Annotated in this window: 17 protein-coding genes and 3 tRNA genes; 7 read left to right on the top strand and 13 right to left on the bottom strand. The window is 36.1% G+C overall.

Annotated features, from left to right (window positions below; all coding sequences use genetic code 11):
- Window position 1: 1 nt before the first annotated feature.
- From WEEVI_RS07385 to putP, 6 genes are all read right to left on the bottom strand, one after another.
- Window positions 2–1,537: a helicase HerA-like domain-containing protein gene (locus WEEVI_RS07385; RefSeq protein WP_013598524.1), complete on the bottom strand. Its 1,536-nt coding sequence runs from the start codon at window positions 1,535–1,537 to the stop codon at window positions 2–4.
- An 11-nt stretch (window positions 1,538–1,548) separates the two neighbouring features.
- The gene (locus WEEVI_RS07380) at window positions 1,549–2,580 is read right to left on the bottom strand and encodes an endonuclease/exonuclease/phosphatase family protein (protein WP_013598523.1); all 1,032 of its coding nucleotides are present in this window, start codon (window positions 2,578–2,580) and stop codon (window positions 1,549–1,551) included.
- Window positions 2,577–3,470 (bottom strand): rhomboid family protein, encoded by an 894-nt coding sequence (locus WEEVI_RS07375; protein WP_013598522.1) that lies wholly within the window; start codon window positions 3,468–3,470, stop codon window positions 2,577–2,579. The genes WEEVI_RS07380 and WEEVI_RS07375 overlap by 4 nt, the downstream gene beginning before the upstream one ends.
- A complete protein-coding gene (locus tag WEEVI_RS07370; RefSeq protein ID WP_013598521.1) occupies window positions 3,464–4,279 on the bottom strand; it encodes a rhomboid family intramembrane serine protease in 816 nt (271 codons plus the stop codon). Before WEEVI_RS07370 ends, WEEVI_RS07375 begins: the two co-directional genes overlap by 7 nt.
- 4 nt (window positions 4,280–4,283) lie before the next feature.
- Window positions 4,284–6,065 carry a DNA mismatch repair endonuclease MutL gene (mutL, locus tag WEEVI_RS07365; RefSeq protein ID WP_013598520.1) on the bottom strand — a complete coding sequence of 594 codons (1,782 nt, stop codon included), beginning with the start codon at window positions 6,063–6,065 and terminating at the stop codon, window positions 4,284–4,286.
- Between the two features lie 132 nt (window positions 6,066–6,197).
- On the bottom strand, window positions 6,198–7,676 hold the full coding sequence (gene putP, locus WEEVI_RS07360) for a sodium/proline symporter PutP (RefSeq protein WP_013598519.1): 1,479 nt from the start codon (window positions 7,674–7,676) through the stop codon (window positions 6,198–6,200).
- Between the two features lie 133 nt (window positions 7,677–7,809).
- On the opposite strand from putP, the gene WEEVI_RS07355 reads away from it, so the two are divergent.
- Window positions 7,810–8,721, top strand: a complete 912-nt coding sequence (locus WEEVI_RS07355; RefSeq protein ID WP_013598518.1) for a DMT family transporter — start codon at window positions 7,810–7,812, stop codon at window positions 8,719–8,721.
- Here WEEVI_RS07355 and WEEVI_RS07350 read toward each other — a convergent pair.
- Together WEEVI_RS07350 and WEEVI_RS07345 are read right to left on the bottom strand one after the other, a co-directional pair.
- Entirely contained in the window at window positions 8,718–9,176 is a 459-nt protein-coding gene (locus tag WEEVI_RS07350) for a GNAT family N-acetyltransferase (RefSeq protein WP_013598517.1), read from the bottom strand. The genes WEEVI_RS07355 and WEEVI_RS07350 overlap by 4 nt on opposite strands.
- A gap of 4 nt (window positions 9,177–9,180) precedes the next feature.
- Entirely contained in the window at window positions 9,181–9,978 is a 798-nt protein-coding gene (locus tag WEEVI_RS07345) for an SDR family NAD(P)-dependent oxidoreductase (RefSeq protein ID WP_013598516.1), read from the bottom strand.
- Between the two features lie 178 nt (window positions 9,979–10,156).
- Here WEEVI_RS07345 and WEEVI_RS07340 point away from each other — a divergent pair.
- From WEEVI_RS07340 to WEEVI_RS07330, 3 genes are all read left to right on the top strand, one after another.
- Window positions 10,157–10,231: transfer RNA gene (locus WEEVI_RS07340), tRNA-Val, on the top strand.
- A 38-nt stretch (window positions 10,232–10,269) separates the two neighbouring features.
- Window positions 10,270–10,344 (top strand) — tRNA-Val (locus WEEVI_RS07335).
- Between the two features lie 43 nt (window positions 10,345–10,387).
- Window positions 10,388–10,462: transfer RNA gene (locus WEEVI_RS07330), tRNA-Val, on the top strand.
- A 162-nt stretch (window positions 10,463–10,624) separates the two neighbouring features.
- Here WEEVI_RS07330 and WEEVI_RS07325 read toward each other — a convergent pair.
- From WEEVI_RS07325 to ileS, 3 genes are read right to left on the bottom strand one after another with little or no spacing between them, the layout of a single operon-like run.
- Window positions 10,625–11,272, bottom strand: a complete 648-nt coding sequence (locus WEEVI_RS07325) for a lipoprotein signal peptidase (protein WP_013598515.1) — start codon at window positions 11,270–11,272, stop codon at window positions 10,625–10,627.
- A 6-nt stretch (window positions 11,273–11,278) separates the two neighbouring features.
- Window positions 11,279–11,668, bottom strand: coding sequence for a TraR/DksA family transcriptional regulator (locus WEEVI_RS07320; protein WP_013598514.1), 390 nt, complete (start codon window positions 11,666–11,668; stop codon window positions 11,279–11,281).
- 4 nt (window positions 11,669–11,672) lie between these two features.
- Window positions 11,673–15,080, bottom strand: coding sequence for an isoleucine--tRNA ligase (gene ileS / locus WEEVI_RS07315; protein WP_013598513.1), 3,408 nt, complete (start codon window positions 15,078–15,080; stop codon window positions 11,673–11,675).
- Window positions 15,081–15,293: 213 nt separating this feature from the next.
- Between ileS and WEEVI_RS07310 the strand changes: the two genes are divergently transcribed.
- The 3 genes from WEEVI_RS07310 to WEEVI_RS07300 are packed head-to-tail and all read left to right on the top strand — an operon-like array spanning window position 15,294 to window position 18,735.
- Window positions 15,294–16,892: a DUF4836 family protein gene (locus tag WEEVI_RS07310; protein WP_013598512.1), complete on the top strand. Its 1,599-nt coding sequence runs from the start codon at window positions 15,294–15,296 to the stop codon at window positions 16,890–16,892.
- A 6-nt stretch (window positions 16,893–16,898) separates the two neighbouring features.
- Window positions 16,899–17,540, top strand: a complete 642-nt coding sequence (locus WEEVI_RS07305) for an ATP-binding cassette domain-containing protein (RefSeq protein WP_013598511.1) — start codon at window positions 16,899–16,901, stop codon at window positions 17,538–17,540.
- The gene (locus WEEVI_RS07300) at window positions 17,524–18,735 is read left to right on the top strand and encodes a transporter (RefSeq protein ID WP_013598510.1); all 1,212 of its coding nucleotides are present in this window, start codon (window positions 17,524–17,526) and stop codon (window positions 18,733–18,735) included. Before WEEVI_RS07305 ends, WEEVI_RS07300 begins: the two co-directional genes overlap by 17 nt.
- Window positions 18,736–18,797: 62 nt before the next feature.
- On the opposite strand, the gene WEEVI_RS07295 is transcribed toward WEEVI_RS07300, so the two are convergent.
- Complete coding sequence (locus WEEVI_RS07295) at window positions 18,798–19,337, bottom strand: hypothetical protein (protein WP_013598509.1); 540 nt, start codon at window positions 19,335–19,337, stop codon at window positions 18,798–18,800.
- Between the two features lie 98 nt (window positions 19,338–19,435).
- Complete coding sequence (locus tag WEEVI_RS07290) at window positions 19,436–19,945, bottom strand: hypothetical protein (RefSeq protein ID WP_013598508.1); 510 nt, start codon at window positions 19,943–19,945, stop codon at window positions 19,436–19,438.
- Between the last annotated feature and the right edge of the window lie 114 nt (window positions 19,946–20,059).

Here is a 20,059-nt window from a genome sequence, read left to right as displayed (position 1 = left end):
CTTATTTTTTACCTTTCATTGCACTCATCAACAATTTCATTCCCCAATCGATTAATTTTCGAGTGGCTGTCCTACTTACATCACGTGCCATCCGACTATCGGTCCACGAAGTTTGTTTCGGAGCTGTTGTTCTTCTTGTAGCAGGGATTGGTTTGGGAGCATTTTTTTCTGCATTGGCTTCTGTAAGTCGTTCACTCAACATCTCATGTGCACTGTGTCGATTGATAGAGTTTTGATATTTACTTACCAATTTAGAGTTATTGACCAATTGACTAATTTCGTTTTCGGTAAGGATATCCATTCTAGAGTTTGGTGAACGCATATACGTATAAGCCAAAGGTGTAGGTATACCTTTCTCGTCCAAAGCTGTTACAAACGCTTCTCCAATACCTAATTGAGTTATAACCTCGTCTGCTTTATAATAGGTAGAGATAGGATAGTTTTCGATGGCTTTTTGAATTTCTTTTCGATCTTTGGCTGTAAAACCACGCAAAGCATGTTGTACTTTTAGTCCGAGTTGGCTAAGTACGCCATCTGGAACATCACCCGGGACTTGGGTTACAAAAAATAATCCTACACCTTTCGATCGAATTAATTTTACCATTGTCTCTATTTGGTTGAGCAATGTTTTCGATGCTTCCTTGAATATAAGGTGGGCCTCATCAATGAAGATTACTAATTTCGGTCTGTCAGAGTCTCCTTGCTCTGGAAATTGAGAATAGATTTTATTCAATAAACTCAACATAAAAGTAGAAAACAAATTCGGTTGATTTTGGATATCGGTTAATCGTATAATATTCACGGTTCCTTGTCCATTGTTTACTTGTAATAATTCTTGTACATCGAAACTTGGTTCACCAAAAAATTTTGTAGCTCCTTGTTGCTCTAGTCCAACAATTTTTCTGAGAATTGCTCCTAGAGAAGCAGGTGATATTGTACCGTAATTAGAATTTAATTCTGTTTTCCCTTCGGGTGTATCGGTTACATATTGCAGTACACGACGCATATCTTCTAAATCAATCAATGGGAGATTATTATCTTCACAATATTTAAAGATAATGGAGATAATACTTGATTGTGTTTCATTCAATTCTAAAATTTTACTAAACAAAACCGGACCAAATTCTTCGATCGTTGCTCGAAGCTTCACCCCTGGCTCATCGCTAATAGAGAGTAACTCGCTTGGTGCAGCTTTGGCTACATACGGTAACCCCAAAACCTCGTGTCGTTGCAGAATTGCTTGGTTATGCTCATCTCCTTTGGCTGCGATCCCAGATAAATCTCCTTTGATATCCATAAGCAATGTGGGAACACCTTTTTCTGATAATTGTTCTGCTATGATTTGCAAAGATTTTGTTTTTCCGGTTCCTGTTGCTCCACCAATCAAACCGTGACGATTCATGGTTTTTAGGGCAATAGAGATTTCTGCCTCAGGAACTACTTCTCCGTCGAGCTTGGCTTTTCCTAATATTATTTTATCACCTTTGTACTGGTATCGCGATTGTATTTCTTGTATAAATGCTTCTCTGTTCGACATGTTATTAGGTTTTAAGGTAATTGATATTGTACGATAACGGGATAATGATCAGAAAACTTTTTTCGGATAATCTTTCCATCAATAGGAATAAATTCTTTCGAATGAAACAAATAATCAATCCGAATCGGAAAACGAAAACCATGAAAAGTCGTCGCATTTCCTTTTCCTACTTGCAAGAAAGAATCATACAAATAGGCATTTAGTTGTTGATATTCATAGGATGCGGGTGTGGCGTTCAAGTCACATCCTACCAATACAGGATACGGACTTTTGGTGATATATGGCATAATTTCTTTGAGTTGTTTTTCATGCATCAGCATTCCTGCAATCAACTTATTTTCTATTTTTTTTGTTTTTTCTTCTACTTGTGCAGAGTTTTCGGCTTCGATAGTCGATTTCACTAGATTTTTATCAACTCCCATCGTTTCCATATATATATTTACCAAACGTATTGTGTCTTTCCCTGTATCGATATCTGCATAAGCGGCAGTTCCTTTATTATTTTGAGTAGGAAAATTTATTTGTTTGGTTTCTATAATAGGATATTTACTAAAAAAAGCTATTAAGCCGTAATGTTCGCTATAATAGGACTGTAATTCTTTTTCTATTGATTTGAAGTTCTTTTCGTATGCTTCTTGAAACATCATTATATCTGCCAAATTTTTGGCTATAAATTGATCGGTTCCATCATCCCGAATGAAATGTGCGTTATACGACATCACACTGAGATTTGGTTTTGCGGTAGACTTCTTTTGGAATAAGCCTATCGGATAAGAATAAGTAAAAATATTGAGTACACCAAAAGATGCTACCAACACAATTAGGGCATATCGCCAACTAACGATAAGCCAATACCCGACAAAAAGACATGCAACAAGAAATATAAAAGGATAACCAATAGAAATAAAATTGAAATAAGGGATTTCTGAAGGTGCAAAAAAACGATTGAGATAAACAGAATATGCCATTAACAAAAATACCCCATTGAAAAACAAAAGGAATTTATTGAAAAAATTTAATTGAAAGCCTTTTTCTTGTTTCATCGTCCTTCTCTAAATAAAAAATCTTTCTCTTCTTTGGTCAAACTTTCATAACCCGAACGAGAAATTTTATCGAGAATAGCATCTATTTTTTGTTGTTTTGCAACTTTTTGCGAATTAAACTCATAGTCATCTCGAGGTACTTTCTGCTCGTATGGATTCTTTTTGGTTTGATTGCTATAGGTTTTAAAGGTAGTTTTTTTCTTACGATTGAAGAAATTTTGTACTTGTCGAATTGTCCGACCGATAAAATCATTTCCTTTTTCGAATTGTTTCATATACAGATACCCAACAGCAGCTCCTCCAAAATGAGATAAACTTCCGCCAGAATTACGACCATCTATTATCTGATACACATCCAAGCCTAATAAAAAGAAAGCAATATAGAGTATAGGGAAGCTATTGGGGAAAAACAACAATCGAACTGGTATTTTAGGATTATAAGATACCAGACCAAAAAAAGTAGCATATATTGCAGCTGATGAACCTACTAAATAACTTGATCCTGACGAAAAATAACCCGCAAACAAACAGTAGAATAAAGCACCGCCTAAGATTCCAAGAATATAAAAAGTAAGGAAGTCTTGATCTCTAAAATAGCGTAAAAACATGCTACTAATATAATATAACAACAGCATATTGAGGAACAAATGCCATAGTTCGCCATGTAAAAATGCATAAGTAAAAATGCTCCAAGGGTGCTTAATTAATGCATTGGGTTGACTGGAAAGTGCTATAATATTATCGATCTGGAAAGATGGAAAAATTTTCTTTAGTACAAAGCCAACTATCAATATCGTAAAGAAAAAGATAATATTGATATAAATCAATTTCGTTGCGATATTGCCAGACTTATATTTCAATTTCAATTCATCTAATATGCCATTTACCATCTTCTAAATTGATTTTTCTTCCAATTTCTAATGTACAAATAACCTACCAATGCACCTCCTAAATGTGCAAAATGTGCAACAGGATTCCAACTATAATTTGCAATTCCCATATAAAACTCTAAAACGATAAGTATCGGTATAAAATATTTAGCTTTGATCGGAATTGGTAAAAAAATCATCATTAGTTTTGCCTCAGGGTACAGAACTGCAAAAGCGACGAGCAAACCATATATAGCTCCAGACGCACCTACCATTGCTGTGGTATACGCGCTAAATAAATGCACTATATTATCTGCAATAGATTTTGTAAGCTGGATATTATTTAGTTTACTTTCTAAAGTATTCAATTCTTGATTTTTTATATGTACAATTTCTTCACTCGTCCCATTACTATGCATAATTCCTTGCCCAGCTTCGTATGCAGAACGTTTGATAAGATCCAAATCTATCATCGATAAAGAATCTTTCACTTCGGTTAACTGAAAATAGGTAGATAAGTTAAATAAAGCAAAACCACAAAAACCAGCCAACAAGTACATTGCTAAGTATTTTTTTGCACCAATTGTTTGCTCTACAACCGAGCCAAACATCCACAAACCAAACATATTGAATAGGATATGTGTAAAATCTGCATGCATAAACATATGTGACAAAACCTGCCAAAATCTAAAGTTGGGCGATTCTGGATAAAAAGCTCCAAAAACCATATCGAGATCCAATCCTTTGCTAGCAAAAATATATTTTGCCAAGAAAAACAGTACATTGATTATCAATATATTTTTAGTGATTACAGGAATTCTATTGAGCATTCGATTAATTTATTTTTTTTTCTATTTCTTGAAGATTCATTTTTATAAAAACCGGTTTTCCGTAGGGTGTAAAATTCGGATAATCAAGCATCAGCAATTGTTGAACCAAAGTTACCATTTGTTCTTTCTTCAGAATTTCTCCTTTTTTTATTGCTGCATTTTTTGCGAAAATTTTAGCAAAAGAAGACTCAAAATCTACACCTTGACTGAAGTCTAGTTCTGCAATAAAATCAGCAAAAATACCCGCCACATGACTTTGATCTACATCGACCGGAATTGCATTGACCAAAATCATTTCTTCTCGGAAACACAAATCAAAACCATAAAGAATTAATTCTTTTTCGATCGTTTTTATACGTTCTATATTCACAGGCGATGCCTCTAACTCGATTGGGAATAATAATTGTTGTGCCAAAGCATGATCTGTTTTGGTTCGCAGAAAACGTTCATACAATACTTTTTGATGCGCTCTATGCTGATCAATAACCAACAATTCGCCCAAATGTTCTACTACCAAATAACGCAAATTCCATTGCAAAATTTGGGTTGGTAATTCAGAATCCAACTCGAACAATGCTTCGGTTGGCGTATTTTCTTGCGTCAAGATTTCACTTTCTCGGTAAAAATCGAGATTCGCCTGGATGGTTGTTGGCGTAGGTTTGGTTTGTGTAAAAGGGTTATCAAACGGATTGTAATCCGAAGAAACCATAATTTTTGGCTCCACGATTGGTTTATCTTTCGGATGATTGATAAAAGCCCACCGAGGATCTTGATCAAAATCAAGAGAAGGAACAACATTAAATTGCCCTAAACTGTGCTTGATTGCCGAACGTAACAGCTGAAAAATCTTGGTATCTTCCTCGAATTTTATTTCTGTTTTGGTTGGATGAATGTTGATATCTATTTTAGAAGGATCCAACTCTAAATACAAAAAATAACTTGGTGTATAACCATTTGGTAGCAAACCTTCGAAAGCATCAGTAATTGCTTTATGTAAATAGGCATTTTTGATGAATCGGTTATTGACAAAAAAGAATTGTTCTCCTCGTGATTTTTTAGCAGAATCGGGTTTCCCTACATAACCTTTGATATTAACGATTTCTGTTTCTTCTAAAATTTCTAACAATTGGGTTTCTATCTTTTTACCAAAAATCTGTACTATTCGCTGCTTCAGATTTCCTGCTTTCAGGTAATAAACATCAGAATTATTATGAATTAACTGAAAAGAAATTCCCTCATGCGCCAAAGCTATTCGTTGAAATTCATCCTGAATATGCCTAAACTCTACTTGATTTGATTTGAGAAAATTACGTCTTGCCGGAACGTTATAAAAAAGATTTTTCACAGAAACAGATGTTCCACTGGGCGTTACTACTGGTTCTTGCACCCGTACATCTCCTCCTTCAATCACCAACAGACTACCCAAGGTTTCATCAGTTAACTTAGTTTTTGCTTCTACTTGTGCTACTGCTGCAATAGAAGCTAGAGCTTCCCCCCGAAAACCTTTGGTTGTAATATGAAAAATATCTTCGGTAGTGCGAATCTTTGATGTTGCATGACGCTCGAACGCCATACGAACATCGGTCATACTCATTCCCTTTCCGTCGTCTATGATTTGTATCAGACTCCGACCAGCATCTTTTATTAAAACTTTTATTTCGCTAGCGCCAGCATCCACCGCATTCTCCATCAGCTCTTTGACAACCGAGGATGGTCGTTGCACAACCTCTCCCGCAGCTATCTGATTTGCTACATGATCTGGCAATAATTGGATTATATCTCCCATCTATTCTTTTTGGCTTTCATCCTTAGATAATTTACAAATATACAAACTTATCATCTCTATAAAAAGAGATTAATCATAGGATAACTTATATGTTTTTTTAAAAAAAATAGTTGGTCAGGATATAAAAAAATATTAATACTGTTTTTCGATGATGGTCCCTACTTTATCAAATTCTTGATTAATTTCTACATCCTTGTCAGGAAAAAATATAGAAAAAAGGATAATCAAACCGAAAGAAAGCGGGAAGGCCGGAATCATCGCATATACCTCTTTATAGGGATGCTGTAGAATCATCCAAAACAAAACTATTAGTCCGCCGGAGATTAATCCTACCAATGCACCAACTCGCGAAGTTTTTTTCCAAAGCAAACTCAACAACATTAGTGGACCGAAGGCTGAACCAAAACCAGCCCATGCATAGCCCACCAAGTTTAGGATAGAATTGTTTGGTGAAATCGACAGTAGCAATGCTATTATTGCAACGATAAGAACCGAAAGTCGACTGACCCTAAGCAATGTTTTTTGTGAAGCATTTTTATTGAGAAAAGAACGATAAAAATCTTCGGTCATCGAACTCGAAGTTACCAACAATTGCGAGGATATTGTACTCATAACCGCTGCTAAAATAGCACAAAGCAAAAAGCCCGAAATAAGTGGATGAAACAAGGCTCTTGAGAAATAGATGAAGATGGTTTCTGGATCATCAATTATAGTGTGGTACTTGGTCATATAAGCAATCCCAACTAAACCAATCAGCATGCCACCTCCTACACAAAATATCATCCAAGTAATCCCGACAGTTCTAGCTTTTTTCAAATCTTTTACTTGATCAATTGCCATAAAACGAACCAAAATATGTGGTTGACCAAAATATCCTAGCCCCCATGAAGCAAGCGACAAAATCCCGATTGTTGTAGTTCCTTCTAGCCAACTTAGATTGGTAGGACTCTGAAAGTCGATCCAATATTTGGTTTCGACTATTCCTCCGATTTGGATCACAATGATAATCGGAATGACCAAAAGAGTAATAACCATTATTATTCCTTGTACAAAATCGGTTAAACTAACTGCTAAAAACCCGCCTAAAAAAGTATAGATAATCACCACTAAACTGGTAATCAATAATCCGTAATGATAATCGATTTCAAAAGCAGACTCGAACAATCTACCTCCCGCAACCATCCCCGATGATGTGTATAAGGTAAAAAAAACTAAGATAATAATCGATGAAATAAGTTTCAGAAGATGTGTTTGGTCTTTAAATCGGTTTTCGAAATAGACGGGCAGCGTAATTGCATTCCCAGCCACTTCAGAATAAACTCGTAGCCTTGGTGCCACCAAAACATAATTGAGAAAAGCCCCAATCGTTAAACCAATTGCCAACCAACCACTCGACAACCCTACCGCATACATAGCACCAGGAAGCCCCATCAGCAACCAACCACTCATATCGGCAGCGCCTGCTGAAAGCGCTGTAACCAGTGCCCCCATTTTCCTTCCTCCAATCAAGAAATCATCCGACGAAGTTTTAGTTTTTTGATAAGAGTAGAAGCCGATCATCAACATCATTATCATATAAATCCCGATGGAAATATATTCTAAGGTATTCATAGATTGTTTTTTTTCGAAGATAAAACTTTCATAAGAAAAACGTTGTGTTTACTGAGATTTTCTTGATTTTAGGAGAACAAAAGCAAGAGTAATTAAAAAAACTTTTCAGACCTTTGCAGCTTTAAATAAATACATGAAAGTATCGCTAAAAAATTGGTTAACTCTCCTTGTCTTATCGCTTACTTGGGGAAGTTCTTTTATACTAATCAAACAAGGTCTGAATGCCTTTACACCGTATCAAGTTGGCGCATTGAGAATGACGATTGCTGCAGGTTTTTTATCGATTTGGGGAATTAGGAATTTACGGAAAATTCCACGAAACAAAATATTTTGGGTAATATTAGCTGGTGCAAACGGAAACTTTATACCTATGTTCCTTTTCCCAATAGCCCAAACTCATGTTAGTAGTTCTATGGCTGGCATTCTCGATTCGCTTGTTCCTATTTTTGTATTACTTTTCGGTGCATTGTTTTTTGCAATTCCTGCCAAAACAAATCAGATCATAGGAGCTTTAATCGGATTTTCTGGTGCAGTTCTCTTAATTGGTTTTGATGGTATGTCGGGTGAAAATAGCCTGTTACACAGTTTATTGATTGTATTGGCAACTGCCATGTACGGGATTAATGGTTTGATCATCACCTCGAAGCTAAGGGATATACCATCGTTTCAATTATCAACTGCTTTATTTTCCATTTGGTTAATCCCAGCCATTATTGTTCTTATTTTATCGGGCTTTTTCACAAATTTTACAGGGAGTACAGAACAATGGAACAGCTTGGGTTATATAACCTTATTAGGATTTTTTGGTACAGCAATCGCCATGATGTTGTTCTACAAAATGATCCAAGAAACTAGCGCAATTTTTGCTTCGATGGTTACCTACATCATGCCTATAGTTTCTGTGTCTTGGGGAGTAATGGTCGGTGAGCATATCACATGGCTGCATTTTGTCGGTTTTTTATTAATCCTCTGCGGTGTTTACCTCATCCAAAAAAAATCGAAAAATGAAATCGAACAATCAGAATATATACAAAAAGAAGTTTAGTGTTTTTTGGATAAAAGCATTTCTGCATGTGGTAAATGATCCTCTATATACACTTGCGATACTTGCACAAAATCATAAGATTCATAAAACGGAATCAAATATTCTTGTGCAGATATACGAATTGCGTTTCTAGGATAAAGATTGCTAACTGCCTCTATGGCAAAAGTCACCAATTGTCTTCCTATTTTATGCCTTCTATATTTTGGATGCGATAAAACACGCCCTATAGACGTTTCATTCGGGTAGGATAAATCCGGTGGAACCAAACGCGTATACGCTACCATTTGTCCATCTTTCTCGGCCCAAAGATGATAGCAACCCAAATCTTTGTTATCTATATCTTGGTATATACAGGCTTGTTCGATGATAAAAACCATTTCTCGTAGTTGTAAAATCTGGTAGATTTCCAAAGCAGATAATTCATCAAATCGTTTTATTTTCCAGACCAAATGCATTTTTTTAATTCATTTTCGAGTATTTAGCCAAAATATTTTCGAAACGTTTTTGACTTAGCATGTATTTCAATCTTACCGATAATTTCTGCATCCTTTTACCGATATAATAGTGAGGTTTCAGATTTTTCTTATTCAATAATTTCTCGATTATAGGAATCAGTTTCTCTGGTGGAGTTCCGTTTTCTACTTCCTTGTCAATTTCTTCAACCACAGCAAAAAATTTATCTTTATGAAATGCTGAAACGGTACTTTTAACACGACTTTCTGCAATATTTGTACGAATATCTCCAAAGTTTAGAGTGGCAATCTTTACGCCTGTTTTACGATTCTCTAAACGCAATGCTTCCGTTAAACGATCTATGACCGATTTCGAGGCAGAATAGTAACCTCTGAAAGGCAATGCATGATTACTAGCAATCGAAGAAACATTAAAAATCCAACCGTATTTCTGTGCTCTCATATGTGGTAAAACTGCCTGAATCGTATAAAGTGATCCAAAAATATTAACATTAAAAAGCTTATCCACATCTTCCTTGCTTGCGTCTTCTACAGCACCCAACATACCAATCCCTGCATTGTTAATCAAGACATCGATTCTTTTTTGTTCATGCAAAATAGTTTCGATTGATTTGTACACATTTTCTTTATTTGTTACATCAGTCGGAAGATGATGGAAAGTTTCTTTACCATGCATTGTTCTCGACAATCCATACACAATATGACCTTTTGATTGGAAATAATTGGCCAAGGTAAGCCCAACACCCGCCGAAGAACCGGTGATTACAATTACTTTTTGCTGCATGATGGGATTCTATAAATTTTCTGAAAGCAAAGATAAAGAGAACAAAATGAATTCTATAGATTATTTTTTAAAATTTATTTGTCTGAAAATCAAATTTTTACAAAAAATAAAAATAAAATACTTCTTTTTGATTTGTATAATCCAAAAACAGCGCTATATTTGCAATCCAAATAAGAAAGGTCTCTTAGCTCAGCTGGTTCAGAGCACCTGCCTTACAAGCAGGGGGTCACTGGTTCGAATCCAGTAGGGACCACAAAAAGGAAGCGTTCTTTTTTATAAATTATTTACATCGGGCTCTTAGCTCAGCTGGTTCAGAGCACCTGCCTTACAAGCAGGGGGTCACTGGTTCGAATCCAGTAGGGCCCACAAAGTACGTTTGCGAAAACTGCTTTATACTAAAAATAATTTCGGGCGAATAGCTCAGTTGGTTCAGAGCATCTGCCTTACAAGCAGAGGGTCGGGGGTTCGAATCCCTCTTCGCCCACAACCTATCAAACCCTTATCAAATCCTTGGTAAGGTTTTTTTGTTTTTAAGCTTTTCTGTATTCCATCCTACTGAAATTATTGTCCTGACTTTCATCCTTCTGAAATAAAAAACCGCTCTACAAAAAGCAGAACGGTTGAGTAATTTGTTGCAGTAATTTTCTTAGAAGTGAATATGCTCACCTGTTTTGGTAACAAAGGCTTTTTTACGAAAAATCAGCAAACATGCGATTCCGATAAAGATGGCAGAGTCGGCAATGTTGAATACGGGTTGGAAGAACTTATAATGCGTTCCGCCAACTATTGGTACCCAAGTAGGCCAATCGAACTCGAATAACGGGAAATAGAGCATATCGACTACGCAACCAAGCATAAACGATGAATAGCCATCGAAGTTTGCTTTGGCGAGTCCATTGTACCCTACCCAACTCATGAGTTGATCATTGTAAACGGTCCCTTTGTCGAAAATTATACCATAGAATAGACTATCGATTACATTCCCGATGGCGCCTGCTAAAATGAGGGCGACCGGTAGGAGGAAAAAGTTACTTGCTTTTTTTCTTGACCACTTCATTACAAACCAGATGATAAAACCAATCAATCCGATTCGAAAAATGGTGAGAAGATGTTTCCCAAATAAACCTCCGAATTCTATTCCGTATGCCATTCCTGGATTTTCGACAAATGCCAATTGAAATCCTTTGAAAACTTCGACACTTTCATGCAGTTCGAAATTTGTTTTGATATAAAATTTCGATAATTGATCGATGAACAATACAATGAAAGCGACGAGCCAAACCTTCTTTAACATAAGCGATTAGCGTTGCAAATTTTTAGCTTCGATACTTAGGGTTGCGTGTGGCACTAAGCGTAAACGATCTGGATTGATCAACTTACCGGTTACACGACAAATTCCGTAGGTTTTATTTTCTATTCGGATTAATGCATTTTTTAGGTCGCGAATAAATTTTTCTTGTCGCGAAGCTAATTGCGCATTTTGTTCTTTACTCATGGTTTCAGAACCTTCTTCAAAAGCCTTAAAGGTAGGAGATGTATCATCGGTACCGTTGGTTTTATCGTTCATAAAAGTTTCCTGGATCATCTCTAGGTCTTTTTGCGCTTGAGCCAACTTCTCTTCGATAATCGCTTTGAATTCAGCCAGCTCGCTGTCTGAATAACGGATCTTTTCTTCAGTTGTTTTACTCATAATATTAGTGTTTTAGAATTGTTAGTTGTAACTTCTCATCATTGATTTCCACAGGGATACCATTAACGATTGTAGTATCAAAGGTCAAATTGTCTGCCAAAGTCTCATTGCGCACATATTCCATATTTGCCGTTACAGCTTGTTCTATTGCAGGGTTTTTCTCGATAATGATATCGATTCTATCGGTAACTTCGAACCCATTTTCTTTGCGTAAGTTTTGGATTCGATTAACCAATTCGCGAGAAATCCCTTCATCGATTAGCGCTTGGGTTAACGTGAGGTCTAAGGCCACGGTGAGTTGTGCATTGGAAGCAACTGTCCAACCTGGAATGTCTTTCGTTGCAATCTCGAAGTCATCTACCTCTATGGTATGTTTTTCTCCGTTGACTTCTAACTCAATATACCCCGTGTTTTCTAATTCTACTATTTGTTCATTTGTTAATTGTGCCGTTGCTGCAGCCACGGCTTTCATGTCTTTTCCAAATTTAGGACCTAAGGTCTTGAAGTTTGGTTTTATGGATTTGACCAAAATATCAGAAGCTTCTTCATTGGTCAGTAATTGTATTTCTTTTACGTTGACTTCTTGTTTCAATAAATCGCTTACCGCCAATAAACGATTCTTCATGGTTTCGTTCAGGACCGGAATCATTACTTTTTGCAATGGTTGACGCACACGATTATCGCTTAATTTACGCAAAGACAAAATCATACTTGTTGCCAATTGGGCTAAGCGTGTTTGTTCTTGCAACTCTTCATTGATCAAAGCTTGGTTTACTTGAGGGAAATTAGCCAAATGTACTGATGTAGCTTCATTTTTCCCTGTTGCATCGTTTAGATCTTTATACAAACGATCCATAAAGAATGGTGCGATAGGAGAGCTCAAGATAGCCACGGTTTCTAGCACTGTGTAAAGCGTTTGGTAGGCGGCAATTTTATCTTTTGAGTAGTCTCCTTTCCAGAAACGTCTTCTTGATAAACGCACATGCCAATTGGATAAGTTGTCTATCACAAACTCTTGGATAGCGCGTGCTGCTTTAGTTGGCTCATAGTCAGAGAAGAATTCATCTACTTGTTGAATCAAGGTATTTAATTCTGATAGAATCCATTGATCTAGCTCATCTCTTTCTTCTACTGGAATTTCTTTTTCGGCATAAGTAAACCCGTCAACATTCGCATATAGTGCAAAGAATGAGTATGTATTGTACAAGGTACCGAAAAATTTACGGCGTACTTCGTCTACTCCTGCCAAGTCGAATTTTAGGTTTTCCCATGGTTGAGCATTGGCAATCATATACCAGCGTGTAGCGTCTGGACCATAGGTTTCTAGTGTATCGAAAGGATCAATGGCATTTCCTAATCTTTTCGACATTTTTTGACCATTTTTATCCAGCACCAAGCCATTCGACATTACATTTTTATAGGCTTTCGAATCAAAAACCAAAGTTGCAATAGCATGCAATGTATAGAACCAACCACGGGTTTGATCAACTCCTTCTGCAATAAAATCTGCAGGATACATGGTATGATTATCAATTAACTCTTTATTCTCGAATGGATAATGCACTTGTGCATAAGGCATTGCTCCAGAGTCGAACCATACATCAATCAGATCTGCTTCTCGTTTCATTGGTTTACCGCTTGCCGAAACAAGTGTAATTTCATCGACTACATTCTTGTGTAAGTCTATCAAATCATAATTCTCTTCGGACATGTTGCCAACCTCAAAATCTTTGAATGGATTTTCTTTTTGGATTCCTACTGCAATTGATTTCTCTATTTCTTGCACCAATTCTTCTACCGACCCGATAATGATTTCTTCCTCTCCATCTTCGGTTCGCCAAACAGGCAAAGGAATTCCCCAATAACGTGAGCGAGATAAATTCCAATCATTTACGTTTTCTAACCAATTACCAAATCGACCTTCTCCAGTTGCTTTGGGTTTCCAGTTGATTTCTTTGTTTAGTTCGACCATTCGATCTTTCACTTCGGTAACTTTTATAAACCAAGAATCTAATGGATAGTATAGGATTGGTTTGTCGGTTCTCCAACAATGTGGATAACTGTGCTTGTATTTTTCTACTTTGAAGGCTCTATTTTGTTCTTTAAGCAAAATAGCGATTTCTACATCAACTGATTTTTCCGGTGCTTGTCCTTCATCGTAATATTCATTTTTTACAAATTTACCTCCATAACCTTTGGGTAGTGAAGCTACAAAACGTCCTTGCAAATCAACCAAAGGGACAGCATTTCCATGATCGTCTAGTACCAACATTGGAGGAACGCCTGCGTCTTTTGCTACACGAGCATCATCTGCACCAAAAGTTGGCGCTGTATGCACGATTCCTGTTCCATCTTCGGTAGTAACGAAATCTCCTGGGATTACCTGGAAAGCATTGTCTGCATTTTCGTATGGTAATGCCCAAGGCAAGAGTTGTTCGTATCGGATTCCTACTAAATCCTTCCCTTTAATTTCTCGTATTATTCTATATGGAATTGTTTTGTTTCCTGCCGTATAATCCGTAAAATCTTCTTCGGTTTCGGCTAGGTGATATGGTTTCGTAAATTGTTTAGATAACAATGCTTTTGCCAATACTACGGTGATTGGTTCGTGGGTGTATTGATTAAAAGTTTCTACGACTACATAATCGATATTTGGGCCAACAGTCAGTGCTGTGTTCGATGGTAAGGTCCACGGGGTTGTTGTCCAGGCTAAGATGTAGACATCATTTTCTTGATTATCGAAAAGTTTGGTCGAATTTTTATCGACCTTAAATTGTGCCACGATGGTAGTGTCTGTTACCTCTTGATAGGTCCCTGGCTGATTGAGTTCGTGCGATGACAAACCTGTCCCTGCTTTAGGAGAATAGGGCTGAATGGTATACCCCTTATACAAATAACCCTTGTCGTATATTTGTTTCAAAAGCCACCAAACCGTTTCCATGTATTTTGGTTTGTAGGTAATGTACGGATCATCCATATCTACCCAATACCCCATTTTTTCTGTCAGATTGTTCCATAAATCAGTATACCTCATTACGGTTCGCTTACAAGCTTCGTTGTATTGCTCTATAGTAATTTTGGTTCCGATATCTTCTTTGGTAATTCCTAATTCTTTTTCGGTTCCTAATTCTACCGGCAAACCATGGGTATCCCAACCTGCTTTGCGGATAACTTGTTTTCCTTTCAGGGTTTGGAAACGACAAAAGATATCTTTGATCGAACGTGCTAGAACGTGATGAATTCCTGGTTTTCCATTTGCAGAAGGTGGTCCTTCATAAAAAACGTACGAATCCTTTCCATCTCGAGAAGTAATACTTTTCTCGAAAACGTTTTGTTCTTTCCACTCTTTGAGAGTTTCATCTGCAATCTGAACTAAATTTAAGTGCTTATATTCTTTAAAATTCTTGGCCATTTATTTTAAATAATTTTCTTTTTTCTTCAAGATTTGCGAATATACGGATTTAATCATTTTTATCCTATCATTTTTCTATTCTGACGCATTAATTTACAAATTAATAATCTTTCTATCCAAACAAGAGCTTTTTGACAATAAATCTACCTGCACCTAATTATTAATGCAATAAATTATTCATTGATAAATTCATAAAAATTGTATTTTAGTTTCATGAAAACAGTCCTCAACAAACCTCATTTTGTATTCTTTTTCTGTGTTTTTATGCTTTTTTTGGGTTGTAAAAAAGGAGTAGAATACGAAAACATACTACCACCCGATGCCGTGGCAGTTGCCATTATCAATCCCAAACAGTTGGCCATCAAAGCTAACCTTACGAAGATAGATCAATACAAAGTTTTTCAGCTTTTCGAAGAATCACTGACCACCAAAAACGCTTCTACGGCAAAACTTTGGGAAACAATAAGAAAAGATCCCACCGAAATAGGAATTGATCTGAATAGACAAATTTTTGTTTTCATGGTGGAAAAAAACCAACAACAATATGTTGGGATTAGTATGAAAATGGGAAGCAAAAAGAAATTTGAAAATTTTTTAGCAAATTTACACCAAGCTTCTTCTGAAAAAGAAATTTCTTTTTATCAAGAAAATGATTTCCATTTCAGCTCGAGTTATCAATATCCTTTGGTGGGATGGAACAAAAACTCGATTCTATTTTTAGCAAGTACTTACCAAAACAATACAGAAAGCCTGAAAAAAACTTTTCATGATCTTACCCATAATAAACAATCGTTGTACCAAGACCCAAGCTTCCACGATGTGGTTGTGCAGGCACAAGATGTCAGTATTTGGACGACTAATTCTTTTTTTAGGCAGTTTACAGATTCTACCAGCGATATTGAAAAATATCCTAGGAACAATTGGGTTACGCACCTCAACTTTGTAGATGATGGGTTGGCCATTACTCAAAAATTCCATCCAGATCCCATCCTAAAAAAACAGCTCGATTCTCTCCCTTTTTGGAGAAAATCTACACCGTCTGATCTATTCGATTGGGCACCAAAACAATCGTATGCCAATTTTTTTATTTCGGTGCAGGAAGAGCAAATTTACAATGTGCTGAAGGAGCAAAAACTCATTAACAAAACTTTGGAAGAATTTGATATACAACTCGAAAAATACCCAAACAGTTTTCAGGGTACAGCTTTATTTAGCATTTTCGATTTTCAATCGACCCTCCAAAAAACTACCGAAAGAGATGCTTCTCTTGCCCATCAATCTCTTTCGCTCCAGCAAAACAGTATTCCGCAATTTGTTTGGCTAAGCGAGATGAAAAATCTAGATTTCTTAACAGCTTTTATCCAAAAAAATGCTGATCGAATAAAGGTTTATCAAACCTACTGGGAGTTGCGTTTAGAGAGTCTTCCTTCGATTTATTTCACTCAAAAAGAACCGTATTTTCTTATGACAAATAATGTCGAACAAATAAAAAAGTTCGCTTTGCAAATTAAAGATACAGAAACTTTTAAGGATAGTGAATATGCTAAAAATGCAAAATATCCTTTGTACGCATATTTCAATCTCGATCTGCAGCAGTATCCAGAAAATTTACAAACGAATTTTTATGGTTTGACGAATTTCACGTCGATGAAAATCATAAAACCTTTGTTTGAAATTCTAGATTTTGTTGACCTTAAAGCAACTGATTCGTACACCAAGACAGGGAAAATACATTTGAAAAATTCGGATAAAAATGCCCTAGAAACAATTCTTTTGGCACTTGACCAAGTATATATCAATATAATGTTATAGAGAAAAATGAAAATAAAAATTGATCGATTAATCCCAAAGCCTTTAGAGACTTTTGGTTTTGATGATTCTATGATTTGGGATAAAACTTACGAATTCGAAAAAGAAAATCATTACCAAATTATCGCTCCTTCGGGTGTCGGAAAGTCTACTTTGATTAATATTTTATACGGCATCAGAAAAGATTACACCGGGCGGGTTTGGTTTGATGAGCAAGATATTCGGGATTTCTCGGTTTCGCGTTGGACACATGAAAGAAATACACGCTTGGCGTATGTTTTCCAGGGACTACATTTGTTTGAAGAATTGACTTTGATGGAAAATATCTTATTAAAAAACAATTTGACTAACTTTAGCACCAAAGAAAAAATAGAAAACTGGATCGATCGCGTTGGACTTTCGAAACATTTATACCAAAAAGCAGCACATCTTTCTTATGGTCAACGACAACGAATTGCTGTTGTGAGAGCACTATGCCAGCCTTTTGATTTTCTATTGCTCGACGAACCTTTTAGCCATCTAGATACTGAAAATTCACAAGTTTTATTGGATATTATTTTCGAAGAAAGTCTACAACAAAATGCAGGAATTATTCTGACAACTTTACATCCTATCAACGATAAACGAATACAACATGCGGTTACACTCTAGTATTTTACTCGACAAACTATTCAGAAAAAACATTAGTTTTGTTCGATTATTTTCATTTCTACTTTTTTCGATCATTGGGTTTTATATTATCCTGCTTGCTAGTCATCTATATTTGGATTTATCACCCAAGCTAAAAGACAATTCTGCTTTATGGAAAGGGAATTATCTTATCATCAGCAAAAAAGTTTCTGCAATCAACACATTGACCAGAAAGCAAAATACTTTTGATGAGAGAGAAATCAACGAACTGAAATCACAAGAATTCGTAAAGCAGTTAGGAATTTTCAGAAGCAGTCAATTTCCGGTAAAATTGCAGATTAGTGGCGTGGCTGGTATCAGAGGTTTTTCGACTGATTTGTTTTTAGAATCAATACCGAACTCTTTTCTAGAAGTCGATAACGAGCGTTGGCAATGGAAAGAAGGCGACGCTTATATTCCGATCATTCTACCCAAAAATTATCTCAATTTATACAATTTTGGTTTTGCGAGCAGTCAAGGATTACCACAGGTTTCGGAAGGTTTATTCAAACAAATTCCGTTTCAACTTCTTTTAGGAAAAGGAGAAAATCAACAACTTTATCAGGCTAAAATTATCGATTTCACCACTAAAATCAATACGATTTTGGTGCCGGATAATTTTTTAGAGTGGGCAAATACACATTATCAAACCGACCAAAAAAACACACCATCTTCTCGTTTGATTATCGAAACAAATGCGCTTAGCGGTTCTAAGGCTTTGCCTTTTTTAGAACAAAAAGAATATGATATTAACCGGGACGAACTGAAGAATAATGAAATTTTATTTTATCTAAAAATAGGATTCTCGGTGACACTACTAATTGGGTTGTTAATCGTCGTTGCTTCGATTTGGTTATTGATCATTAACTTTCAGTTGATTGTAGAAAAAAACAAAGAAAAGCTGCGCGACCTACACTACATTGGTTATTCGCCACAACAATTGATTCGCCCCTATGTATCGTATACTATTTTTAGTCTTTTATTGACTTTTGTGATCGCATTGTTGGCGGTTTGGTTTTCGGTAAGAAGTATCTATGCAAAGCTCAACGAATTGAATATCAATAGTAATTCTAACTTTATCGAAGTTGTATTGATTGGTTTTGGTTTGATGTTACTCTTACTGGTTATTAATAGTCTATATTTGAGCTATTCTATCCGAAAAACAATTGTATCCTAAAATAAAAAAAGGTTCTGAACGATGTCCGAACCTTTTTGAGTTTTTTATATGATATTTCTTGATTAGAATTTATACGCCGCACCAATTCCAATTACACCTGCAGTAGTTTTGTTTACGAAATTTGTTCCTTCGTATACATATTTTTCTTTGCTCGAGATTGATTTAAAGAAGCCAGAAAACGCAAAACGGTCAAAATTATATCCGATTCTTGGTTGTGCATAGAATCCTCCATCCCAATCACTACTTAAGGAAGCGGCATATCCTAAATCTAAACCTGCAAAAAATTCGTCTGTAAAATTATACGTTGCCGAAGCTGCCAATGGCAAATATGTCACATTTGCATACTTATCTTTTCCGTTTCCGTTTATGTTTTTCGCAACATCTTTTCCGACAAAGTGATCAAATGCAACGGCTCCACCGACCTTCAGGTTATCGATTACTTCTACGCGGTATGCAGCATCTGCACCGATAGCAAATGAATGAGTTTTTGAGATATCACCCACCGGAAACCCTAAGTGTACTCCTACTTCTAAGCCTTCTTGCGCTTGAACATTGAATGCAGCTCCGAAAGAAAGAGCTATACCTAAAACTATTTTCTTCATAAAATTTGATATATTTTAATTTATTGTAGCAAAAAAAATACCACAAAAAAAGAGCAGTTACAAAACTACTCTTTTTCTTATAATTTATGGTTAATTTATTAGAATTTATAAGCAACTCCTAAACCTACAGAACCGATGTTCCAGTCGTTTTTATATTCTACTCCCAATACCTCGTATTTGTTGGTTCCGGAAACTCCTTTGTAGAATCCGTACACGTCTACTAATGCTCCACTATATCCTACTTTTGGTTGGTAGTAAAAGCCTCCATCCATACCATCATTGGTAGCAAATGCATACCCTAAGTCTGCTCCCACAAAAAAGTTTTGTGTTGGGGTAAATTTTGCTGATGCAGCCAACGGAATAAATCCGAAATCGTCTACATTATCTTTTCCAACGAAGTGATCGTACCCTGAAGCTAATCCTAATCTGAAGTTTTGAGCTACTGGATAAAGATAAGCAACGTCTAAACCGATATTGAAGTTTGATGCATCGCTAACGTCTCCTACCGGAATACCTACATGTACACCTGCTTCGAAACCTGTTGATTGTGCTTGTAAACCTACAACTCCAAAAACTGCAACTGCTGTTGCTAATACTAACTTTTTCATAATTATTTAATTTATGTTTTTTCTATTATTTCTGTAGACAATATTTCCAAACTACGTGCCAAAAAGTTAAATCTCTATCAAAATATTTACTCGAAAAATCACAACCAACTGAAC

The sequence above is a fragment of the Weeksella virosa DSM 16922 genome (assembly GCF_000189415.1).
In the GTDB taxonomy this organism is placed as follows: Bacteria; Bacteroidota; Bacteroidia; order Flavobacteriales; family Weeksellaceae; genus Weeksella; species Weeksella virosa.
This window is presented reverse-complemented; position numbering and strand designations above follow the sequence as displayed.